This window comes from Flavobacterium sp. NPDC079362, assembly GCF_050267765.1.
Classification (GTDB): domain Bacteria; phylum Bacteroidota; class Bacteroidia; order Flavobacteriales; family Flavobacteriaceae; genus Flavobacterium; species Flavobacterium azizsancarii.
The window spans coordinates 101,923-124,041 of record NZ_JBNNFM010000013.1; the positions used below are offsets into that span (position 1 = coordinate 101,923).

Here is a 22,119-nt window from a genome sequence, read left to right on the forward strand (position 1 = left end):
AACTTGAAACCGGAAATAAAAATTTTAAACCTGAAACAAAATAATAGAATGGAAGTTTTAAAAATAGCAACAGCAGGAAGTGTAGATGACGGAAAGAGTACTTTGATCGGGAGATTATTGTATGATACAAAATCATTGACGACTGATAAAATAGAGGCAATCGAAAAAAGCAGTAAACAAAAAGGTTACGATTATCTTGATTTCTCTTTGGCAACTGACGGATTGGTGGCAGAAAGAGAACAAGGAATTACGATTGATGTTGCACACATTTATTTTTCGACTGCAAAGAAAAGTTACATTATTGCAGATACTCCGGGACACGTAGAATATACCAGAAACATGGTTACAGGAGCATCGACTTCTCAGGTTTCTATTATTTTAATTGACGCAAGAAAAGGTGTAATTGAGCAAACATATCGTCACTTTTTTATCAATAATTTATTAAGAGTAAAAGAGGTAATTGTAGCGATTAACAAAATGGATTTAGTTGATTATTCTGAAGAAGTTTACAATAAAATCAAAGCAGATTTTCAGGCATTAAATGCTAAAAGTACTTTCAAAGAGCAAAACGTAAGTTACATTCCGTTAAGTGCTATCAACGGTGGAAACGTAGTGGAACAATCGAAAGATATGCCTTGGTATACTGGTCAAACCGTTTTAGAGCATTTAGAAGGATTAGACTCTGCGGATGTTTTTGAAACAGGAAAAGCGCGTTTTCCGGTTCAGACTGTTATTCGTCCAAAGACAGAAGAATACCATGATTTTAGAGGTTACGCAGGAAAATTATACGGAAACTCTATTAAAGTTGGGGATGCTGTAACAGTTTTGCCTTCTTTAACTGAATCTAAAGTAGCAAAAATTCACTTTTTCGATAAAACATTTGATGAAGCCGTTGCAGGTTCTTCGATTACTATCGAATTAGAAAACGATATCAATGTAACAAGAGGTGATATGATTGTAAAATCATCAGAACTTCCAAAAATTGAAAAAGAAATAACTACAACAGTTTGCTGGATGGATAGCAAAAAACTGGTTGCCGGTACAAAATATATTGTACAACACAACACAAACTCAGTTTTGGCAAAAGTAGAAAGTATCAAAAATACCATCTCAACTGATTATTCAGGAACAACAGAAGCATCACAATTAGCTATAAATGAGATTGGAGAAGTAAGCATTAAATTAAGCAAGCCTTTATATTTTGATGCCTATAACGATAATAAATCAAACGGAGCTTTTATCTTAATTGATACAGCAACAAATACCACAGCAGGAGTAGGATTTATTAGGTAAACCTGCTATAAGCTTTAGGCTGTAAGCTTTAAGCGAAAATGTATAACGAGTTATTTAAAAAAGCTTATGGCATAGCCTAAAGCTTAAAGCTAAAAAAAAGCCTAAAGCCAAAAACAAATGGAAAGTTTTAGAACAGAAATAGAAAATCCGATCGTTCAGAAAGAGATCATCGATTTAGAAAAAAAGATTCATTTATTCCGTGGAGGAAAAATTGATGATGAGCGTTTTCGTAGTCTTCGTTTAGCACGTGGAATTTACGGACAACGTCAGGAAGGCGTTCAAATGATTCGTATTAAATTGCCTTACGGAAAAGTAACCAGCGAGCAATTGGTACGTATTACTAAGGTTTCTGATGAATATTCTACAGGACGTTTGCACATTACAACACGTCAGGATATTCAGATTCACTATGTAAGTTTAGACAGAACCCCGGAACTTTGGGCAAATTTGGCTAAAGACGATGTTACTTTGCGTGAAGCTTGTGGTAACACCGTAAGAAATATTACAGGAAGCGAATTAGCAGGTGTAGACGTAAACGAACCATTTGATGTTTCGCCTTATGCACATGCTTTGTTTCAATACCTATTAAGAAACCCAATTTGTCAGGAAATGGGACGTAAATTTAAAATTTCGTTCTCATCATCAGATGAAGATACCGCTTTGAGTTATTTGCATGATTTAGGATTTATTCCAAAAATTGTTGATGGAGTTCGTGGTTTCAAAATCATGTTAGGAGGAGGTTTAGGATCTCAACCGGCACATGCTGAATTACTTTCAGAATTTGTTCCGGCAAACCAAATCATTCCAACAGCAGAAGGTGTAATTCGTATTTTTGACCGATACGGAGAACGTGCAAAAAGAATGAAAGCGCGTTTGAAATTTTTAATCAAAGAAATAGGAAGAGACACTTTCATGGATTTGGTTGAAAAAGAGAAAAAAGCAATAGCTTTTGAATCTTACGAAATAGATACAACAGCTTTTGAAGCTCCAATTCCGGAAACATTATTACCAGTTCCATCAGTAACAATTGATGATACGGCAGCTTATGAAACGTGGAAAAAATCTAACGTAATTGCTCAAAAGCAAGCAGGTTATTCAGCTATTGGAATCAAAGTTTTATTAGGGGATTTTTATACTGATAAAGCAAGATTATTAGCTGATTTAATAAAAAATTACGCCGCAAATGAATTGCGTTTTACATTGCGTCAGAATATTGTAATTCGTCACGTAAAAAATGAAAATTTACCATTCTTTTATCAGGAATTGGAAAAACTGGGATTTGTTGATTTAGGATATAATTCTACAGCAGATATTACAGCTTGTCCAGGAACAGATACTTGTAATTTAGGAATTGCAAGTAGTACAGGAATTGCAGAAGAATTAGAAAAAGTGCTGAATGCAGAATATCCGCAATACTTAAACAACCGCGAAATCGAGATTAAAATCTCGGGTTGTATGAATGCTTGTGGGCAACATAATATGTCTGCAATAGGTTTTCAGGGAATGTCAATCAATTCAGGAAAATTAGTAGCTCCGGCATTGCAGGTTTTATTAGGTGGAGGAAGATTAGGAAACGGTTCAGGACGTTTTGCAGATAAAGTAATTAAAATCCCAAGCCGTAGAGGACCAGATGCATTGCGTACGATCTTAAATGATTTTGATGCGAATGCAAACGGAGAAAAATTCCTTAATTATTATGACGCAAAAGGAGAGAAATATTTCTATGAAATTTTAAAACCTTTCGCAGATGTAACCAATTTAACCGAAGCTGATTTTGTAGACTGGGGAAATGCTGACAACTACGTAAAAGCAGTTGGAGTAGGAGAATGTGCGGGAGTTGTGATCGACTTGGTTGCTACTTTATTATTAGAAGCAAAAGACAAATTGACATTCGCACAAGAATCATTCGACGAAGGAAAATGGTCAGATGCAATTTATCACGCTTACGCAGGATTTGTAAATGGTGCAAAAGCATTATTACTTTCCGAAAACGAAAAAACAAATAATCACGCAGGAATTGTAGATTTATTCGACACCGTTTTCATTGCAACTGATAAAATTCAATTATCAACATCATTTAGAGAATTAGTATATCAAATCAATACAACGGAGCCTTCAGAAGCATTTGCGAAAGCATACATTCAACAAGGGATTTCATTTTTTTATACTATAGAAAAATACAGAGCTCAAGAATTAGCAAATGCATAATATAATAAAACCCAAAGTAACTTTAGTTGGCGCAGGTCCCGGAGATCCTGATTTGCTTACGCTGAAAGCCGTAAAAGCCCTTGCTGAAGCGAATGTGGTTTTGTACGATGCATTGGCCAATGACGAAATATTAGCACACGCACCTAAAAATGCCATCAAAATTTTTGTTGGAAAAAAGATAGGAAATCACGCTTATACGCAGGATCAAATCAATCAGTTAATTGTGGATAATGCATTGACTTATGGAAATGTAGTGCGTTTAAAAGGCGGAGATCCGTTTATTTTTGGGCGTGGAAGCGAAGAAATAGAATTCATAGAAAGTTTCGGAATACCAACGGCAGTTGTTCCAGGAATATCTTCGGTAGTGGCAGTTCCGGCAAGTCAGGGAATTTCGATTACCAAAAGAGGAGTTTCAGAAAGTTTTTGGGCGATTACAGGCACAACTTCAGATAGAAAATTATCTTCAGATGTAGCTTTGGCAGCACAATCATCTGCAACAGTAGTTATCTTGATGGGAATGCACAAATTGCCTCAGATTATAGATTTATTTCAAAAAGAAAATAAAGGCAATTTACCCGTTGCGATCATTCAAAACGGAACAACATCCGAAGAAAAAGTAGGCGTTGGAACAGTAAATTCGATTTTAGAAGTTGTAAAACAAAAGAAATTGAGTTCACCAGCAATTATTGTTCTAGGAGAAGTTGTCCGCGAAAGCAACAAATTAAAGGGCTTTTACGAAGAATTTCTATCAAAAGAAATTGCAAGATAAAGTTCCGGCGGAACGATCCATATTGTAGCGTGGGGTTTCAACCCGATGTTGACAAAGATGATCAATCAGTCAATAAAGTTCCGGAGGAACGATTCATATTGTAGCGTCGGGTTTTAACCCGATGTACGCAAAAACATATCGACATGGTAATTAAAATCATGTAATAAATATGTAAATTGGATTTTTTATCCAATGAAATTAAATTAAAATGGAACAGAACGAATTATATCCAATATTCTTAAAACTTCACAATCTGAATGTTTTAATTGTTGGGGGAGGAAATGTAGGATTAGAAAAGCTTTCTTTTTTACTAAAGTCGAGTCCAAATGCAAATGTTGAGGTTGTAGCAGCTGATTTTCATTTAGAAATTAAAGTTTTAGCAGAAAATCATCCTTCAATCAAATTGACGGAAGCGAAGTTTAAGAAAAAGATGCTCAAAAAACGCCACATGGTAATCGCTTGTACCGATGATTTGGAAGTCAATAAAAGGGTATATGATTTATCCAGAAAACGTTATTTAATTTGCAATATTGCCGATACGCCAGATTTATGTGATTATTATTTAGGCGGAATTGTAACAAAAGGAAATGTAAAAATTGCCATTTCGACCAACGGAAAATCACCAACAACAGCAAAAAGACTTCGTGAGTTTTTTGAAGATGTAATTCCGGAGGATATCAACAAAATGGTCGAAAACCTCAATGAATACAGGAAGACACTAAAAGGTGATTTTGAAGACAAGGTTAAAAAGATGAACGAGATTACGGATTCATTGAAAAATAAAGAATAACAAAAAGTCCGGGGGGACGATTCATATTGTAGCTTCGTGTTTAACCCGATGAAAAATTACACAAAGAAATCAATGACAAAAATCATTGGCAGAAGAATAAATTATTTGTTTCTTTGTATTATTAAGAATGATTATAAACAACAACCATAATGATTAAAACAGATATACTTATAATTGGAGCAGGACCAACAGGTTTATTTGCCGTTTTCGAGGCAGGATTATTAAAATTAAAATGTCATATTTTAGATGCTTTACCACAAGCAGGAGGACAACTTTCAGAATTGTATCCAAAAAAACCTATTTATGATATTCCTGGTTTCCCGGAAGTTTTAGCAGGAGATTTAATAGATAACTTACAAGAGCAAATTAAGCAATTTGAGCCAGGTTATACATTAGGAGAACGTGCTGAAACAATCGAAAAACAAGAAGACGGAAGTTTCATTGTAACCTCAAATAAAGGAACTAAATTTCACGCACCGGTAATTGCTATCGCTGGAGGTTTAGGAAGTTTTGAACCACGCAAACCACTTATAGAAGATATCGACTTTTATGAAGATAAAGGAGTAAAATACTTCATCAAAAATCCGGAGAAATTCAGAGACAAAAGGGTTGTAATTGCCGGAGGAGGAGATTCAGCTTTAGACTGGAGTATTTTCCTTGCCAATGTAGCTTCAGAAGTAACTTTAATTCACCGTAGAAACGAATTTAGAGGAGCTCTTGATTCAGTAGAAAAAGTACAGGAATTAAAAACATCCGGAAAAATTAAACTAATTACTCCTGCAGAAGTAATCGGAATCAATGGTGCTGAGCACGTTGAATCGTTAGATATCGAAGAAAACGGAGCACACCGCAAAATCGAGACAGATTTCTTTATTCCACTTTTCGGATTAACGCCAAAATTAGGTCCAATCGGCGACTGGGGATTAGAAATCGAGAAAAATGCGATCAAAGTAAACAATGCATTAGATTACCAAACGAACATTCCTGGAATCTTCGCCATTGGAGACATCAATACATATCCTGGAAAATTAAAATTAATCCTTTGTGGATTCCACGAAGCGACTTTAATGTGTCAGGCAGCATACGGAATCATCAATCCGGGTAAAAAATACGTACTTAAATATACCACAGTTTCTGGTGTAGATGGTTTCGACGGAACTCGTAAAGAAGCGCCAAAAGCGGTTGTTAAGGCGATAGTCTAAGTTGCTAAGGTTCTAAGATACTAAGACGCTAAGATTTTTATATATTAAGCTCAAACTTGTAATACAGTTTGAGCTTTTTTTATTTGTATCTTTGTAATATATAAATTTTGAGTATCATGAATTTAGAAGCTAGAAAATATCAATTTATTCAAGAGCTGGTTAAGGTTGAGGATGAAAGCGTTTTAGAAAAACTGGAATTAATTCTGAAAGAAAATCAAAACAATTGGTATGATGAGTTATCAGAATCTGAGAAAGCTGAAATTCAAATTGGACTAGATCAGGCTGAAAAAGGCGAATTTACAAGCCATGAAGATGTTATGAAAAGATTTTCTAAATGGCACTAAAATTTATATGGACAGCGCAAGCAGTTAAAGGTTTTAATAAAGTTGTTGATTATTTGGAAGCAAAATGGACGATAAAGGAAATTTTAAACTTAGAGAATAAAATTCAGCAAGTTATTAATCAAATTAACCTTAATCCCGAACAATTCCCAAGATCCAAAAAAAGCGAATCTTTGTATAAAGCAATTGTAGACAAAAACAACTATTTGGTTTATAGAATAAATAAGGAATCCAATCTTATTGAGATTATCAATTTTAGAGGAACAAAACAAAAGCCGAAACACTAAAGTTGAATTCTAGACTTAGAATCTTAGCAACTCAGAACCTTCAAAAAAAATGGCTTTTGACGAAAATAACGCACAAAGAATAAGAACATTTCTCCAGCACAAAGAAGCTGACTTTTTCGAAAAGAAAATGTTTGGTGGCCTTGTTTTCATGGTAGATAAAAAATTATGCTGCGGAACTCGACTTGACAAACAAACAGGAGAAAATCTTTTACTCTGCAGAATCGATGATAAAGCTTACCAAGATGCTTTAGAAAGAGATGATATTATACCAATGCCAAATGCCGAAAGGCCAATGAAAAACTATATTTTTGTCACAGAAAATGGCTGGCAGAGAAATCCGGATTTAGAGTTTTGGCTACAGATTTGTTTAGAGTTTAATCCCATTGCAAAAGCAAGTAAGAAAAAGTAACAACCGAAATTGTTTATAATATAAATAAATCCCGGCGGGATGTAATATTTATAGAATTAACGATATTTATGGAAATAAACCCCATCGGGGTGATATATTGATACGACAATAACATATCGCGGTAGCTTTGGTTGAATGAAGAATCTAAAGCTAGAAATATTACATTCTTCCAGAGCTTAATACACCTAAAGTAGTAAACTCAGCACCTTAAAATCTTAGAACTTTAGCCACTTAAAAAAAAACTTAGAACCTCACAATCTTAGCACCTTAGAAACTTTAAAAAACACTTGCAATTGTTGAGTCTATGTCTTTACTTTGCACTGTTCTTAAATTTATTGAAAGTTATCACGAAAGGCGGAGGGAAAGACCCAATGAAACCTTAGCAACCCTTTATCATAAAGAAGGTGCTACATTCTACTTTATACTATTCTTAGTATCAAAGATAGATAACACAAATACATAAAAGTATTTCTCAAAACACTTCCTGACAACCATACAATATTATTTTACTGAATTCAGTATCATGAGCGAATCATTGACGCATTTTTTCTGTCAATCGTTCCCGATTTTCGTTGCAATCTTTTGCTTTTTAAAGAAAAAAGCAAAAGGATTTCCACTTCAAACGGAGTTCAGTGAACTCCTATGAAAATAGAAATTAAGTGAAGTAATCGGGGCTAGATAGTCATCAATAGTGAATTCTTGGAATTAATGTGAATAAAAACAGCGTATCCTAACAGGTTTCAAAAACCTGTTAGGTATTATATATTCAAGATAAAGATTATAATTAAATAAAAAACTTAGCATCTCAGCGCCTTAGCGTCTTAGTAGCTAAAAGATGAAAGTCATGGCAATAACAATTCAGGAAGCAATTAAAAAAAATATCCTAATCCTTGACGGAGCAATGGGAACCATGTTGCAGCGCTATAATTTCTCCGAAGAAGATTTTCGTGGAGAGCGTTTCAAAGATTTTCCGCATCCGTTAAAAGGAAACAACGATTTACTATCCATAACACAACCACAAGCCATTCGCGATGTCCACGCCGCTTATTACGAAGCGGGTGCAGACATCGTAGAAACCAACACATTCTCAGGAACCACAATTGGTATGGCCGATTATTTCCTTGAAGAGTACGTTTACGAATTAAACTACGAATCGGCTAAACTTGCCCGTGAAGTAGCTGATGAATTTACAGCCAAAAACCCAAACAAACCACGTTTCGTTGCGGGATCAATTGGGCCAACAAACAGAACCGCAAGTATGTCCCCGGATGTAAACGATCCGGGTTATAGAGCCGTAACGTTTGATGATTTGCGAATTGCTTACAAACAACAAGTAGAAGCTTTAATGGATGGTGGTTGCGATTTACTATTGGTAGAAACCATCTTTGATACTTTAAATGCCAAAGCAGCACTTTTTGCAATTGAAGAAGTAAAAGACGACCGAAATATTGATATTCCAATCATGGTTTCAGGAACGATTACAGATGCTTCAGGAAGAACACTTTCCGGGCAAACGGTAGAAGCGTTTTTGATTTCAGTATCGCATATTCCGTTATTAAGCGTAGGATTCAATTGTGCTCTTGGAGCCGATTTATTGAAACCATACTTAAAAACATTGGCACAACATACTAGTTTTAATGTTTCGGCACACCCAAATGCAGGTTTACCAAACGCATTCGGACAATATGATGAAACCCCGGAACAAACTCAGGCTTTCATTAAAGAATATTTAGATGATAATTTAATCAACATTATAGGTGGTTGTTGCGGAACAACTCCGGATCATATTCGATTAATTGCTGAAGTTGCGAAGGATTATAAGCCACGTGTGGCGCCGGTATTTGAATAATAATTATAACTATGAGAGTATTTCTATTTCTATTAGTCTTCTTTTCTTTTGCTGCAACTGAGAAATTTTATGCGCAAACTGCAGAGATACATTTTGAAAAAGGAAAGGAAAGCTACGAAAGAGAGGACTATGTAAATGCTCTTATTGAATATAATAAAGCAATAGAAATTAATCCGAATTATTCAAGAGCATATTGTGGGATTGGTATTATAAAAGCGAAAAAAGAGCAATATAAAGAAGCTATTGTTGATTATAATAAGGCAATTGAACTTAATTCCAAATATATAAATGCATATTTTAATAGAGGAATAGCAAATAAATTTCTAAAGAATTATAAAGAAGCAATAAATGATTTAAATAAAGCTATACAATTAAATAATGATGATTTAACCAATTTTCCTGATATGTATTATTCTGAAAGAGCTTCAGCCAAAGCTGAGTTTAATGATTACGGTGGGGCGATAACTGATTATAATAAAGCAATTGGGTTTAGTAATAAAGACGCTGATTTATATTATAGCAGAGCAATTGTAAAGTATAATGCCAGTGATGCTACAGGATCAATAGCAGATTATGATAAAGCAATTGAACTTAATCCAGATTTTACCAATGCATATTATAATAGAGGGCTGATTAAATATAATAATTTAGATTATAAAGGAGCTATTAGTGATTTTAGTAAAGCGAGTGAATTAAGACCTGACTTTTCAAGACCTTATTCTGCTAAAGGAGATGCACTTTCTAAATTAGAAAAATACGATGATGCAATTGTTTATTATGATATAGCGATTAAACAAAGTCCGGATCGTGCAGAGTTTTATCATAATAGAGGGTTGAGTAAATTAAAATTAAATAAAAAAGAGGAAGCTTGTTCTGATTTTCAAAAAGGAAAAAAATTAGGAGGAAAATCTTCAAGTGAAGCAGTAAAAGCAATTTGTAATTGAATAAATTACTAAACCAATAGGTGAATGTAATATAATTAATTACTGTTTGTTCAATATTTATTTTCTCCAAGAATTTTGAGAAATATATATTGAAACCAAAAAACTTCTGCTAGCGCGAGCTTCTAGCTCGTGCACGCAAAGAAAGATATTATTATAAGATTTTAAAATTTACAATTGAAATGTGCACGAGCGTGACGCTCGCGCTAGCAAAAGAAAAAAGACAATTAAAATCTCGGAGAATCATAATTTTTTTATGAAACCGAGATTGCGTGAGGGATAGAAGTGAAAAGCCCAAAGATCAATGTAGTGATAACGAAATTGGTCGAGGACTTGTAACGGATAGCCCGGTTCGCCGCGGCGAAACACGCCCAAAAAGATATAATGAAGATAAAAGGCCTTAAAACCTTATAAAAATAGAATTGAAAAACTCAGAACCTAAGCAACTTAGGAACTCAGTAACTTAAAAAGAAATGGCAGAAAAAAGAAGAGACCTTGTATTAGCAGGATTAGAACCGTTGATTATTACGCCAACTAGTGTTTTTGTAAACATTGGAGAACGTACGAATGTTACGGGTTCAAGAAAATTCCTTCGCTTAATCAAGGAAGAGAAGTATGACGAGGCACTTGATATTGCAAGACAACAAGTAGAAGGTGGAGCACAAATCATCGATATTAATATGGATGAGGGAATGCTTGATGGTGTTCAGGCAATGACAAAATTCCTGAATTTAATAGCATCAGAACCGGATATTTCGAGAGTGCCGATTATGATCGATAGCTCGAAATGGGAAATCATTGAAGCAGGTCTAAAAGTAGTACAAGGAAAAAGCGTTGTAAACTCGATCTCTTTGAAAGAAGGAGAAGAAGCCTTTATTCATCACGCAAAATTAATCAAGCGCTACGGAGCTGCGGCTATTATCATGGCTTTTGATGAAGTAGGTCAGGCCGATAATTTTGAGCGTAGAGTTGAAATCTGTCAGCGGTCGTATGATATATTAGTCGATAAAGTTGGATTTCCACCTCAGGATATTATTTTCGATTTGAACATTTTTCCAGTTGCGACCGGAATGGATGAACATCGTTTGAATGCGATTGATTTTTTTAGAGGTACAAAATGGGTTCGTGATAACTTGCCACATGCACATATTAGCGGTGGAGTAAGTAACGTTTCGTTCTCTTTTAGAGGAAACGATCACGTTCGTGAAGCGATGCACTCCGTGTTTTTATACCATGCAATTCAGAACGGAATGACAATGGGAATCGTGAATCCGGAAATGCTTTCGATTTACGATGATATCCCAAAAGATTTATTAGAACACGTTGAAGATGTAATCTTAAACAGACGTGATGATGCGACAGAACGTTTATTAGACTTTGCTGAAAACGTAAAAGGCGAAGTAAAATCAGATGAAAAAGCGATTCAGGAATGGCGTTTAGGAACGGTTCAGGAACGTATAACACATTCATTGGTAAAAGGAGTTGATGCTTTTATTGAAGAAGATGTTGAAGAAGCGCGTTTGGCTGCCGTAAAACCTATTGAAGTTATCGAAATCAATTTGATGACAGGAATGAATGTCGTTGGAGATTTATTCGGAAGCGGGAAAATGTTCTTGCCTCAGGTAGTAAAATCGGCACGTGTAATGAAAAAAGCCGTGGCGTATTTGTTACCTTACATTGAAGCAAGCAAACAAGCCGGTGACAAATCTGGAAATGGAAAAATATTGATGGCAACCGTAAAAGGTGACGTTCACGATATTGGTAAAAACATTGTTTCGGTAGTTTTGGCCTGTAACAATTATGAGATTGTAGATCTTGGTGTTATGGTGCCTCCGGAAAAAATTATTGCGGCAGCTATTGAACATAATGTTGACATTATTGGTTTAAGCGGACTAATTACGCCTTCGCTTGACGAAATGGTGTATCTGGCCAAAGAATTAGACAAACAAGGAATTAAAATTCCGATTATGATTGGTGGAGCAACCACTTCGCGTGCGCATACTGCCGTGAAAATTGCGCCTCAATATAGAGAAACTGTAATTCACGTAAACGATGCTTCGCGTGCCGTTACGGTTGCAGGAAATCTATTAGATCATAACCGAAAAATATATGCAAGTGATATTCGTGCTGACTATGATGCGTTTAGAGAAACGTTTTTGAATCGTTCGAGAGATAAAAACTTCCTGACGATCGAACAAGCACGTAAAAACAAATTACAATTGGATTGGGCTGAATACACGCCAACAAAACCAAAATTTATTGGTAAACAAATTGTTGAAGTAGAGTTAGATGTTTTGGTTCCGTATATCGACTGGACACCCTTTTTTAGAACATGGGAATTGTTTGGGAAATATCCGGCAATCTTAACGGATGAGGTTGTGGGTGAAGAAGCAACTTCGGTTTTTGCAGATGCACAGGAAATGTTGAAAGTGATTTTAGCAGAGAAAAAACTAACTGCAAAAGGTATCTACGGAATTTTCCCTGCGAATCAAATCGATGATGACGATATCGAATTGCGTGATGAAAACGGAAAAGTGTTGGAGAAATTCTTAACGCTTCGTCAGCAATCACAAAAAACAAAAGGAGCACCAAATATCGCTTTGTCTGATTTTATCTTACCAAAAGATTCAGGAATTACAGATTATATAGGAGCATTTTGTGTTACAACCGGTTTTGGTGTTGACGAATGGGCAGCCGAATTCGAAAAAGATCTGGATGATTACAATTCGATTATGGTAAAAGCATTAGCGGATCGTTTTGCTGAGGCTTTCGCGGAATATCTGCACGAAAAAGTACGTCAGGATTTCTGGGGTTATGATCCTCAAGAATCACTTTCGACAGAAGATTTGATCGAAGAAAATTACAAAGGAATTCGTCCTGCGCCAGGTTATCCCGCATGTCCGGATCACTTAGAGAAACCAACAATCTGGAAACTCTTAGATGTAGACAAGGAAATTGGAGTAACCTTAACAGAAAGTATGGCAATGTGGCCGGCATCTTCAGTTTCAGGATATTATTTCGGGAATCCAAAAAGTAAATACTTCGGACTTGGGAAAATAAAAGAAGATCAAGTAGTAGATTACGCCAAACGCAGAAGCATTTCAACAGATAAAGCCATGAAATGGCTAAACCCTAATATAGCAGATTAGCCCCCTAACCCCGAAGGGGGAAGAGAAAGGCAGAATAAAATAACACAAACCTGATGACCCCTTTCAGGAATTCCCCCTTCGGGGGTTAGGGGGCTGACTATGAAAGTAACACAACATATAGAAAACGCCAAAGGAAATACATTATTCTCATTTGAAATTATTCCGCCTCAAAAGGGGAAAAGCATTCAGGAATTATACGATAATATAGATCCGTTGATGGAGTTTAAACCACCGTTTATTGATGTAACGACTTCTCGCGAGGAGTATATTTATATAGATAAAGGCAACGGACTTTTGGACAAAAAGCTAACTCGTATGCGTCCTGGAACGCTTGGAATTTGCGCTTCTATAAAACATAAATATAACGTAGATACCGTTCCTCACGTACTTTGCGGAGGTTTTACCAAAGAAGAAACTGAATATCTTTTGGTAGATTGTAACTACTTAGGAATCGACAATATTATGGCTTTGCGTGGTGACGCTATGAAAGACGAACAATATTTTATTCCAAAAGCTGGAGGAAATGACTATGCGATTGATTTGGTAAAACAAATCAGTTTATTGAATCAGGGAAAATACCTTCACGAAGTCATGGATGCTGATAACAAAGCTGATTTTTGCATTGGGGTTGCAGGTTATCCTGAGAAACATTTAGAATCTCCATCATTACAATCAGATTTAAAAAGACTTAAAGAGAAAGTAGATGCCGGAGCTGATTATGTGGTAACACAAATGTTTTTCGACAACTCAAAATATTTCAAGTTTGTAGAAAAAGCCAGAGAAATGGGAATCACAATTCCTATTATTCCAGGAATCAAGCCAATTGCGGTTCAAAGGCATTTACAGGTTTTACCTCAAATTTTCCGTATTGATTTACCAGAAGATTTAATTCATGCTGTTGATTCATGCAAGAATAATGCAGAAATCAGACAAGTAGGAATCGAATGGGCAATCCAACAATCATTAGAATTAAAAGCTGCCGGAGTTCCTGTTTTGCACTATTATTCAATGGGGAAATCAGAGAATATTCGTCAGATTGCGAGCCATCTTTTTTAAGAGTTTTTGTGTGATATTTCCACAATATTGTCATTTCGACGAAGGAGAAATCACACTAGAAGATCGACAAAGATTGGTGATTCTAGGTACGGAGTTTCGTGTGTGATTTCTCCTTCGTCGAAATGACAAAACTTTGAGAATAACGGGATTTATTATCAATGCGGTTGCTTCGTTCCTCGCAATGACATACAGTTTGGAATTTGGTCCCGATAGCTATCGGGATTAATTGGAATTTAAAATTTTATGAAACAAGAAGAATTACAAGCAATAGCTTCTCAATTCAAGCATCCAACGGGAGAAAAGGGAATCGAAATGGCAAACATGATGAATGAAACCAACATCAACATGACGCATCATTCGATTCAGAATCTACATATAGAAGAAGCAAATACAATTCTGGAATTAGGTCACGGTAACGCTGGACACGTAGAATTCATTTTCGAACAGGCTGAAAACATTAAATATTACGGACTTGAAATGTCTGAATTAATGTTTCAGGAAGCACGCCAGATCAACAGAAATTATGTTTCTCAAAAACAAGCTTTCTTTTCGATTTATGACGGAAATCTAATTCCGTTTGAAGAAAATTTATTCAATAAAGTATTTACAGTAAACACCATTTATTTCTGGCAGGAACCTGAAAAATTGCTTTCGGAAATCTACAGGGTTTTACAGCCAAAAGGAATCTTGTGTATCACTTTTGCCGAAGAAAGTTTTATGAAACAACTTCCTTTTACTCAATTTGAATTTGAACTTTACAGCACAGAAAAAGCTGAAATTTTAATTGAGAAAACATCTTTCAAAATCATCAACAAAGAAACGCTCACAGAGAAAGTAAAAAGCAAAACCGGCGAATTGGTCGATAGGGCTTTTACAACTTTTGTTTTAGAAAAGTAGTGATCATACGAATCAAGGATCAAAGCCTTTTCTTTGTGCAGTTAGGCACTAAATGTTGGTAGAAATCATGAATTGAAATCCTTTTAATCTGTGGCAAAAAAAAAATAGTACTCTTTTTTTTTAGTAATTTAATTGATTTTTATTTTGCGTTTCTTTATTCCAAATTATAATACGATTAAATTATGGAGGTTAAAAAAATCAATTTTCTAAAAAGTTATAGTAGTGTATTATTGCTTTTAGGCGGTATCATAATAGGAAGCATTTTCGGATTAGTTTTTAAAGAAAAAGTTGCTGTTATAAAGCCTGTTGGAGATATATTTCTGAACTTACTTTTTACAGCAATTATTCCGCTTGTCTTTTTTACTATAACTTCTTCAATTGCTAATTTGGAGAAAACAGAAAAACTAGGAAGATTGTTTGTTGTAATGATTGCCGTTTTTTTAGGTACACTTCTTATTTCAGCAATCGTAATGATTATAGCTGTTTCCCTATTTCCTATTCATGAAAATATTATAATTACTAAAATCCCGTTGGAGAATATCCAATCCGGAAGTGTTGGTGATCAAATTGCCCAATTGCTTACGACCAATGATTTCTATGAATTGTTATCGCGAAAAAGTATGTTGGCACTTATTATCTTTTCATTTTTGATTGGATTTGCAACTTTGCAATCTGGAGAAAAAGGCAATACTTTCAAAAGTTTTCTGGATTCAGGAAATGAGATCATGAAACAGCTTTTGAACATGATTATGAAATTAGCACCAATTGGCCTTGGAGCTTATTTTGCTTATCAGGTTAGTTATTACGGACCACAATTATTTGGAGTTTACGCCAAGCCGTTAGGTGTTTATTATGTTGCTTGTATTTTTTACTTCTTTGTGTTTTTTAGTTTGTATGCTTTATTAGCAGGAGGTAAAAAAGCTTTTGTCGTTTTCTGGAGCAATAACATTACGCCTTCATTAACCGCAATAGGTACTTGCAGCAGCATTGCTACAATTCCGGCGAACCTCGATGCAGCTGAAAAAATGGGTATCCCAAAACATGTCCGCAATTTGGTTATTCCACTAGGGGCGCCTTTGCATAAAGACGGTTCAAGCATGTCTTCTATCTTAAAAATTACGTTTCTTTTTGCCATGTTTGGCAAAGATTTTACAGAACCTTCAACTATACTTTTAGCATTAGGAATTACGATAATTGTTTCGATTGTCGAAGGTGGAATCCCAAATGGCGGATATATTGGAGAAGTTTTAGCCATTACCGTTTACGGATTACCAATGGAACAAGCTTTGCCTGTAGCTATGATCCTTGGAACTCTCGTTGACCCAATTGCTACTTTATTAAATGCTAATGGCGATGTGATTTCTTCTATGATGGTCTCTCGGTTCTCGGAAAAAACGAAGTGGTAAAAAACTAATTATACCTCAACAATAAAAATCAGTATTAATCCGCTTAATCTGTATCATCTGTGGGCAATTTCTACAGGTGGTTTGAAGTAAGCATATATAATTTATTTAAAATGAATTCAATACTTCAACATGATCTAAATGATCTTGAAAACATACTTAATCAGGCCAAACAACAAGGATTAGATTTCCTTAATAATCTTGAAAATATTCCTACTTCAAGTAAAAATAGAATTGACCCTACTCGAAATTTAAGCGAATTAGGTTTAGGATCTTTGGCTGCTCTAGAAGAATTTAAAGAAAGATTATTGCCTTTGATAGTTGCTTCTCCTGGGCCTAGATATTTAGGATTTGTAACTGGAGGTTCAACACCAGCGTCGATTGTGGGCGATTGGCTGGCAACAGTATATGATCAAAATACGCAGGCTGTACATGCTCAGGGAGGAGTTTCGGCCTTGATAGAATTTGAAACTATAAATTTATTATTACAATTGTTAGACTTGCCAAAAACATTTTCAGGTGGTTTTGTAACAGGGGCAACAATGTCAAATTTTACTTGTTTAGGAACAGCAAGACAATGGTTTGGAGCACAATTAGGAAAAGATTTTGCAAAAAACGGAATAACTGAAACCATAAATATCCTGACTGCTACACCACATTCTTCTTCTATAAAAACATTGTCGATGTTAGGTATTGGAAGTAATAATTATACAACAATTAAAACTATTGAAGGCAATCGTGAAGCAATTGATATAGCTGATTTAGAACATAATATTCAAAATTTAAACGGAAAACCTTTTATTCTGATTTCAAGTGCCGGAACGGTTAATACTGCAGATTTTGATGATTTTGAAGCCATTGCAAAACTAAAGGAGAAATATACTTTTTGGTGGCATATTGATGCTGCTTTTGGTGGATTTGCTGCTGTTTCAAACAAATTCAAACATCTTGTCGAAGGCTGGGAAGGTGCAGATAGCATCACTATCGATTGTCATAAATGGCTCAATGTACCTTATGAAAGTGCTTTTTATCTGATTAAGGAAAAACATATGAATCTTCAAATAGAAACTTTCCAAAATTCAAATGCGCCTTATTTAGGAAATCCGTTAGAGAATTTTAATTACTTAAATGTACTGCCTGAAAATTCTCGTCGTTTACGAGCTTTGCCTGTTTGGTTTTCGTTATTAGCCTACGGAAAAGAAGGGTTTCAGGATATTGTCGAGGATAGTGCAGCATTGGCATTACATTTTGCAAATGAACTTATTGAAGAGGATAATTTTGAACTTCTGGCTCCAATTCGGCTGAATAATGTTTGTTTTACTTTGAAAGGAGATCATAATCAGCAAAATGTAAGTCAGTTTTTGACCAGTTTAAATGATAAGGGAAAAGTTTTTATGACCCCAACTGTATATCAAAATCGTAAAGGTATCAGGGCTTCTTTTGTAAACTGGCGTACGACAGAAAATGACATAAAAATTATAATAGAAGAACTCAAAGAGACTATTTTAGATTTAGACATATAAAATAGACCAAATTTTTTGAAGCCCGCTTATACTGTAAGCGGGCTTTTTTTATGTTTTTTTATCTTTTTGCATTTAGTGATGCATTGAGATTTAACTTCATTAATAATAAAAATTAAGCAAATGTTAAGTTTAATTTAATTATTTATTAAGATTGTCAATTTTTTTTACAAATATCTCTCTTTTAAAGTTAATTACTATTCTTATTTAGAATAATTAAAAATAGTTAGGAAAAACTATTCTGAGTAGCTAATTTTGTTGCAAATTTAATTTTCAAATCAAAAATTTAAATGATGCAAATAAGCAGATTATTACTCTTGATCACGATTGTCTTTACTTCGCTTCAAGGATATTCACAAAAAAATAAAGTAAACCTAACCGGAGTTGTTTTAACAAATCTTGGCAAACCTGCTGAAGGTGTTTCAGTATCGTTTAAAGGAACAACTTATGCTACGCTAACAAATAGTAAAGGGGAATATAGGATTAGTGCAGAAACAGGTGATTACATTTTATTAATTACCAATGTTGGTTTTAAAACAACAGCAGCAGCAGTTTCTTTGAAACAAGGTGGAAAACCTACTCAGAATATTACAATGGAAGAGGATATGGCCGCTTTAAGTGAAGTTGCTGTAACAGGAAAATCTAAAGTTCAGAGAGCCCGCGAACAGGCTTATAATATTACTTCGGTAGATCTGAAAAAAATCTACAATACCTCAGCCGATTTAAATCAGGTTTTGAATAAAACAACAGGAGTTCGTATTCGTGAATACGGAGGATTGGGATCTGCCTTTAATTTTTCATTAAATGGATTTTCAGGAAATCAGGTTAAATTTTTTCTGGATGGAGTGCCAATGGATAGTTATGGCTCAGCTCTTACACTGAATAATATTCCGGTAAATATGGCTGAAAGAATCGATGTTTACAAAGGGGTCGTTCCTATTGAGTTAGGTGCAGATGCTCTTGGTGGTGCAGTTAATATTGTAACCAACAAAAATGTGAATCGTTATATCGACGCATCATATAGTTATGGTTCATTTAATACGCACAGAGCTGCAATTAATACGAGGTTTTCTGGTCGCGACGGATTTATTGCCAACATTAATGCTTTCGCTAATTACTCAGACAATGATTATAAAGTAGATGTGAGTATTGTAGATAAAAACACATCGAAGTTTTTACCGGAACAAAAATACAAACACTTTCACGATGCTTATAAGTCGGGAACTATAATGGCAGAAGCAGGATTCAAGAACAGAAGTTTTGCAGATTATTTGCTTGTTGGTTTTGCTATGGCGGGTAACAAAAAAGAAATTCAGCAAGGAAGAACCATGCAAAAAGTCGTTGGACAAGCCTTTACAGATAGTAACAGTTTTATTACCTCTTTAAAATATAAAAAAGACAACCTTTTTGCAAAAGGATTATCGGTAAATATTAATTCGACTTACGCTTTAGTAAACAGTCGTTCTATAGATACTTCTTCCCGGGTTTATGACTGGACAGGAAATTATGTCTACAGACAATTTGCAGGAACAAATGATAAAGGAGAATTAGGAAATAAAACAATGTACGTCTACGATGAAGAAAATGCACAAGTAAATACAAACCTGAAATACCAATTAAATGACCAGCATTCTCTGGCAATAAATTATTCCTATTTGGGATATAAGCGTAAAGCAACGAATGAGTATTTAACAATAGTTGATCTTGGCGAGCCAACAATTAATAAAAACATTTTAGGATTAGGCTACAATTTTAGTGGTTTAGACAATCGATTAGCGATTACGGCTTTTGGAAAAATGTTTGGTTTAACTACTGAAATGATTGCTAATAATGTAACTCAATCTACTTCATCGACAAATTATGGTTACGGATCTACAGCAGCTTATCGTTTATCAGACAAATTTCAGATAAAAGGATCTTATGAACATGCTTATCGTTTGCCGTCGGCTGTAGAGATGTTGGGAGATGGGTTGACCGTAAACAGTAATATAGGATTAAAACCTGAAAGTAGTGATAATGCTAATTTAGGTTTGGCATTTTTGACTCAGAAAAACAAGAATCAGTTTAGTGCAGAAACGAGTTTAATCTATAGAGAAGCAAAAGATTTTATCAGAGAAAAACAAGACGGAGACAGAACGGTTTATGAAAATCTTCAAAATGTACAAATTACAGGTATTGATGGAGTTTTAAGATATGGATATAAAGATTTAGTGACTTTTGAAGTAAATGGTACCTACCAAAAAAGTCTGAACAAAAACAAGTACAAAACAGGAACAAATAGTCCTGATGCTCTTTATGACGCGCAGTTACCAAACGTTCCAATCTTCTACGGAAATGCAGATTTGACTTTTAATTTTAAAAATATCAAGTACAAAGACGATAGGCTTTCTCTTAATGTGAGTGCCAATTATATAGATGCATTTTACCTGACCTGGCCGGTATTAGGTTCATTGGAAACTAAAAGAGCAATTCCTGAACAATTTACAGAAAACGCGATGGTGTCTTATTCTTTTTTAAATGGGAAATACAATCTGGCTTTTGAGTGCAGAAATATTACAGACGTAAAAGTGTACGACTATTTTAAAGTTCAAAAACCAGGACGTGCTTTCTCTGTTAAGTTCAGATACTTTCTTCAGTAATTAAATTTTAATAATAACCCTTAATACATATAATGATGTTTACAAACAAATTTCAAAAATGCTTTGCGTTGGCAATATTAGCATTAACTACTTTTTCTTGTAGCAGTGATGATAATGCAACAAAAGAAGAACCAACTACAACTAATTCTAAATATATTGCTTCATATTGGCTAGACGATTACACTCAGTACATCTTAGATTTTAATTCTATAGATAAGTTAATGACCGGAGAAATCAGTGCAAAAGGTGTGGGAATTGAGCAAGGAGGAAGTTGTTTTCCTGCAAATAATACTTTTTTTGCCTTAAGTACAGAAGATGAAGGATCAGTTTCATTTCATCTTAATAGCGCAGGAAAATTGGTGCAGGGCGGTAAACTTGCTTTCGAATCCTCATATGCTGTTGGGTATACTGATGACAAAAAAATGATCAATATTGGAGCAACCTGGGATGGTAGTTCATCTGATTATGAATTGATGATTTACAATCCAAATACAATTTCTATAGATGCTCGTAAGTTTAATGATTTTGTAGTATCTCCTGAAAATAAAAAAGTGTTATACTGGCCAACAGGAGCTGCGGTTTCAGGAGATAAGCTTTTTGTTCCGGTATATATCAAGGATGTTACGGACGGGACAAATAAAATTTTATCATCTGACGCTACAGTACGAGTTTACAAATATCCTTCTTTAGAATATGTAACTACAATAAAAGACGCCAGAACAAATGCAATTGGGCTTTATTATACCAATACAGGAATTGTTCAGACAGAGTCAGGAGACATCTATACTTTTTCTTCTAATGCGAACGCAGGTGGTTATCCGCCAACAGCTGTTTCTTCTGGAGTTTTACGTATCAAAAAAGGAGATGCTAAGTTTGATCCGGGTTACTTTTTTGATATTGAATCAAGTACTCTAAAAGGAAAAGTTCTTGCTGCATACCCATTAGGAGGAGAAAAAGTTTTTATTTCTTATATTCCTAATTCTGTTGATACTAAAGATACTTATTACAGTTTCTTAAGTACACAAACAATCTTTAAATCTGCAATTCTTGATCTGGCAGCAAAAACAATCATACCAGTTACAGATTTACCTGATCACGGTGGAGATGAATTTTTTGGGTTAGGAAGTATGTATGTAGAAAACGGAAAAGCATACAAAAGTTTTGTAACAGGTAAAGAAGCTCGTGTTTATCAAATAGATATTGCAACTGGTACAGCAAAAGCCGGAGCACTTATCAAAGAAGGTCTTTACTTGCCTGCAATTGCTAAACTTACTTTCTAAGTAACTATATTTTTTATGGCTTGAGGTATTATTTAATTAATGCCCAAGCCATTTTTTTTAATTTTTGTTGCCTGTCTAAAAAGCAT

At 34.8% G+C, this 22,119-nt stretch carries 17 protein-coding genes and 1 riboswitch; all 17 genes read left to right on the forward strand.

Translation table 11 applies throughout. The features are described from left to right. The first annotated feature begins 48 nt into the window (after positions 1-48). The 17 genes from ACQKCJ_RS13220 to ACQKCJ_RS13300 all read left to right on the forward strand — a co-directional run bounded on the left by ACQKCJ_RS13220 (position 49) and on the right by ACQKCJ_RS13300 (position 22,033). A complete protein-coding gene (locus ACQKCJ_RS13220) occupies positions 49-1,293 on the forward strand; it encodes a sulfate adenylyltransferase subunit 1 (RefSeq protein WP_427402147.1) in 1,245 nt (414 codons plus the stop codon). 117 nt (positions 1,294-1,410) lie between these two features. Beyond that, positions 1,411-3,501, forward strand: coding sequence for a nitrite reductase (locus ACQKCJ_RS13225; protein ID WP_427402148.1), 2,091 nt, complete (start codon positions 1,411-1,413; stop codon positions 3,499-3,501). Continuing rightward, complete coding sequence (cobA, locus tag ACQKCJ_RS13230; protein ID WP_427402149.1) at positions 3,494-4,270, forward strand: uroporphyrinogen-III C-methyltransferase; 777 nt, start codon at positions 3,494-3,496, stop codon at positions 4,268-4,270. The genes ACQKCJ_RS13225 and cobA overlap by 8 nt, the downstream gene beginning before the upstream one ends. Before the next feature lie 208 nt (positions 4,271-4,478). Beyond that, a complete protein-coding gene (locus ACQKCJ_RS13235; protein WP_427402150.1) occupies positions 4,479-5,060 on the forward strand; it encodes a precorrin-2 dehydrogenase/sirohydrochlorin ferrochelatase family protein in 582 nt (193 codons plus the stop codon). A 149-nt stretch (positions 5,061-5,209) separates the two neighbouring features. After that, entirely contained in the window at positions 5,210-6,262 is a 1,053-nt protein-coding gene (locus ACQKCJ_RS13240; protein WP_427402151.1) for an NAD(P)/FAD-dependent oxidoreductase, read from the forward strand. Positions 6,263-6,378: 116 nt separating this feature from the next. After that, entirely contained in the window at positions 6,379-6,606 is a 228-nt protein-coding gene (locus tag ACQKCJ_RS13245) for a hypothetical protein (protein WP_213294915.1), read from the forward strand. Then, positions 6,597-6,890: a type II toxin-antitoxin system RelE/ParE family toxin gene (locus ACQKCJ_RS13250; protein ID WP_427402152.1), complete on the forward strand. Its 294-nt coding sequence runs from the start codon at positions 6,597-6,599 to the stop codon at positions 6,888-6,890. The genes ACQKCJ_RS13245 and ACQKCJ_RS13250 overlap by 10 nt, the downstream gene beginning before the upstream one ends. A 49-nt stretch (positions 6,891-6,939) precedes the next feature. Beyond that, entirely contained in the window at positions 6,940-7,299 is a 360-nt protein-coding gene (locus ACQKCJ_RS13255; RefSeq protein ID WP_271338529.1) for a TfoX/Sxy family protein, read from the forward strand. A gap of 339 nt (positions 7,300-7,638) precedes the next feature. After that, positions 7,639-7,752: riboswitch (SAM riboswitch) on the forward strand. Positions 7,753-8,143: 391 nt separating this feature from the next. Next, positions 8,144-9,148, forward strand: a complete 1,005-nt coding sequence (locus ACQKCJ_RS13260) for a homocysteine S-methyltransferase family protein (RefSeq protein ID WP_271338530.1) — start codon at positions 8,144-8,146, stop codon at positions 9,146-9,148. Between the two features lie 11 nt (positions 9,149-9,159). Then, a complete protein-coding gene (locus ACQKCJ_RS13265; protein WP_271338531.1) occupies positions 9,160-10,092 on the forward strand; it encodes a tetratricopeptide repeat protein in 933 nt (310 codons plus the stop codon). A 470-nt stretch (positions 10,093-10,562) separates the two neighbouring features. Continuing rightward, positions 10,563-13,238, forward strand: a complete 2,676-nt coding sequence (gene metH / locus ACQKCJ_RS13270) for a methionine synthase (protein WP_271338532.1) — start codon at positions 10,563-10,565, stop codon at positions 13,236-13,238. 99 nt (positions 13,239-13,337) lie between these two features. After that, the gene (gene metF, locus ACQKCJ_RS13275) at positions 13,338-14,294 is read left to right on the forward strand and encodes a methylenetetrahydrofolate reductase [NAD(P)H] (protein ID WP_271338533.1); all 957 of its coding nucleotides are present in this window, start codon (positions 13,338-13,340) and stop codon (positions 14,292-14,294) included. 243 nt (positions 14,295-14,537) lie between these two features. Further along, positions 14,538-15,191: a class I SAM-dependent methyltransferase gene (locus tag ACQKCJ_RS13280; RefSeq protein ID WP_427402153.1), complete on the forward strand. Its 654-nt coding sequence runs from the start codon at positions 14,538-14,540 to the stop codon at positions 15,189-15,191. 182 nt (positions 15,192-15,373) lie between these two features. Then, positions 15,374-16,597 (forward strand): dicarboxylate/amino acid:cation symporter, encoded by a 1,224-nt coding sequence (locus ACQKCJ_RS13285; RefSeq protein WP_427402154.1) that lies wholly within the window; start codon positions 15,374-15,376, stop codon positions 16,595-16,597. 110 nt (positions 16,598-16,707) lie between these two features. Then, positions 16,708-18,117 carry a pyridoxal phosphate-dependent decarboxylase family protein gene (locus tag ACQKCJ_RS13290; RefSeq protein WP_427402155.1) on the forward strand — a complete coding sequence of 470 codons (1,410 nt, stop codon included), beginning with the start codon at positions 16,708-16,710 and terminating at the stop codon, positions 18,115-18,117. A gap of 287 nt (positions 18,118-18,404) precedes the next feature. Next, complete coding sequence (locus tag ACQKCJ_RS13295; RefSeq protein WP_427402156.1) at positions 18,405-20,753, forward strand: TonB-dependent receptor; 2,349 nt, start codon at positions 18,405-18,407, stop codon at positions 20,751-20,753. A gap of 68 nt (positions 20,754-20,821) precedes the next feature. After that, positions 20,822-22,033: a DUF4374 domain-containing protein gene (locus ACQKCJ_RS13300; protein ID WP_271338538.1), complete on the forward strand. Its 1,212-nt coding sequence runs from the start codon at positions 20,822-20,824 to the stop codon at positions 22,031-22,033. Positions 22,034-22,119 lie beyond the last annotated feature (86 nt).

Coding starts and splice junctions, on each gene's coding strand:
- ACQKCJ_RS13220 (WP_427402147.1), top strand. CDS start 49: ATGGAAGTTTTAAAAATAGCAACAGCAGGAAGTGTAGATGACGGAAAG.
- ACQKCJ_RS13225 (WP_427402148.1), top strand. CDS start 1,411: ATGGAAAGTTTTAGAACAGAAATAGAAAATCCGATCGTTCAGAAAGAG.
- cobA (WP_427402149.1), top strand. CDS start 3,494: ATGCATAATATAATAAAACCCAAAGTAACTTTAGTTGGCGCAGGTCCC.
- ACQKCJ_RS13235 (WP_427402150.1), top strand. CDS start 4,479: ATGGAACAGAACGAATTATATCCAATATTCTTAAAACTTCACAATCTG.
- ACQKCJ_RS13240 (WP_427402151.1), top strand. CDS start 5,210: ATGATTAAAACAGATATACTTATAATTGGAGCAGGACCAACAGGTTTA.
- ACQKCJ_RS13245 (WP_213294915.1), top strand. CDS start 6,379: ATGAATTTAGAAGCTAGAAAATATCAATTTATTCAAGAGCTGGTTAAG.
- ACQKCJ_RS13250 (WP_427402152.1), top strand. CDS start 6,597: ATGGCACTAAAATTTATATGGACAGCGCAAGCAGTTAAAGGTTTTAAT.
- ACQKCJ_RS13255 (WP_271338529.1), top strand. CDS start 6,940: ATGGCTTTTGACGAAAATAACGCACAAAGAATAAGAACATTTCTCCAG.
- ACQKCJ_RS13260 (WP_271338530.1), top strand. CDS start 8,144: ATGGCAATAACAATTCAGGAAGCAATTAAAAAAAATATCCTAATCCTT.
- ACQKCJ_RS13265 (WP_271338531.1), top strand. CDS start 9,160: ATGAGAGTATTTCTATTTCTATTAGTCTTCTTTTCTTTTGCTGCAACT.
- metH (WP_271338532.1), top strand. CDS start 10,563: ATGGCAGAAAAAAGAAGAGACCTTGTATTAGCAGGATTAGAACCGTTG.
- metF (WP_271338533.1), top strand. CDS start 13,338: ATGAAAGTAACACAACATATAGAAAACGCCAAAGGAAATACATTATTC.
- ACQKCJ_RS13280 (WP_427402153.1), top strand. CDS start 14,538: ATGAAACAAGAAGAATTACAAGCAATAGCTTCTCAATTCAAGCATCCA.
- ACQKCJ_RS13285 (WP_427402154.1), top strand. CDS start 15,374: ATGGAGGTTAAAAAAATCAATTTTCTAAAAAGTTATAGTAGTGTATTA.
- ACQKCJ_RS13290 (WP_427402155.1), top strand. CDS start 16,708: ATGAATTCAATACTTCAACATGATCTAAATGATCTTGAAAACATACTT.
- ACQKCJ_RS13295 (WP_427402156.1), top strand. CDS start 18,405: ATGATGCAAATAAGCAGATTATTACTCTTGATCACGATTGTCTTTACT.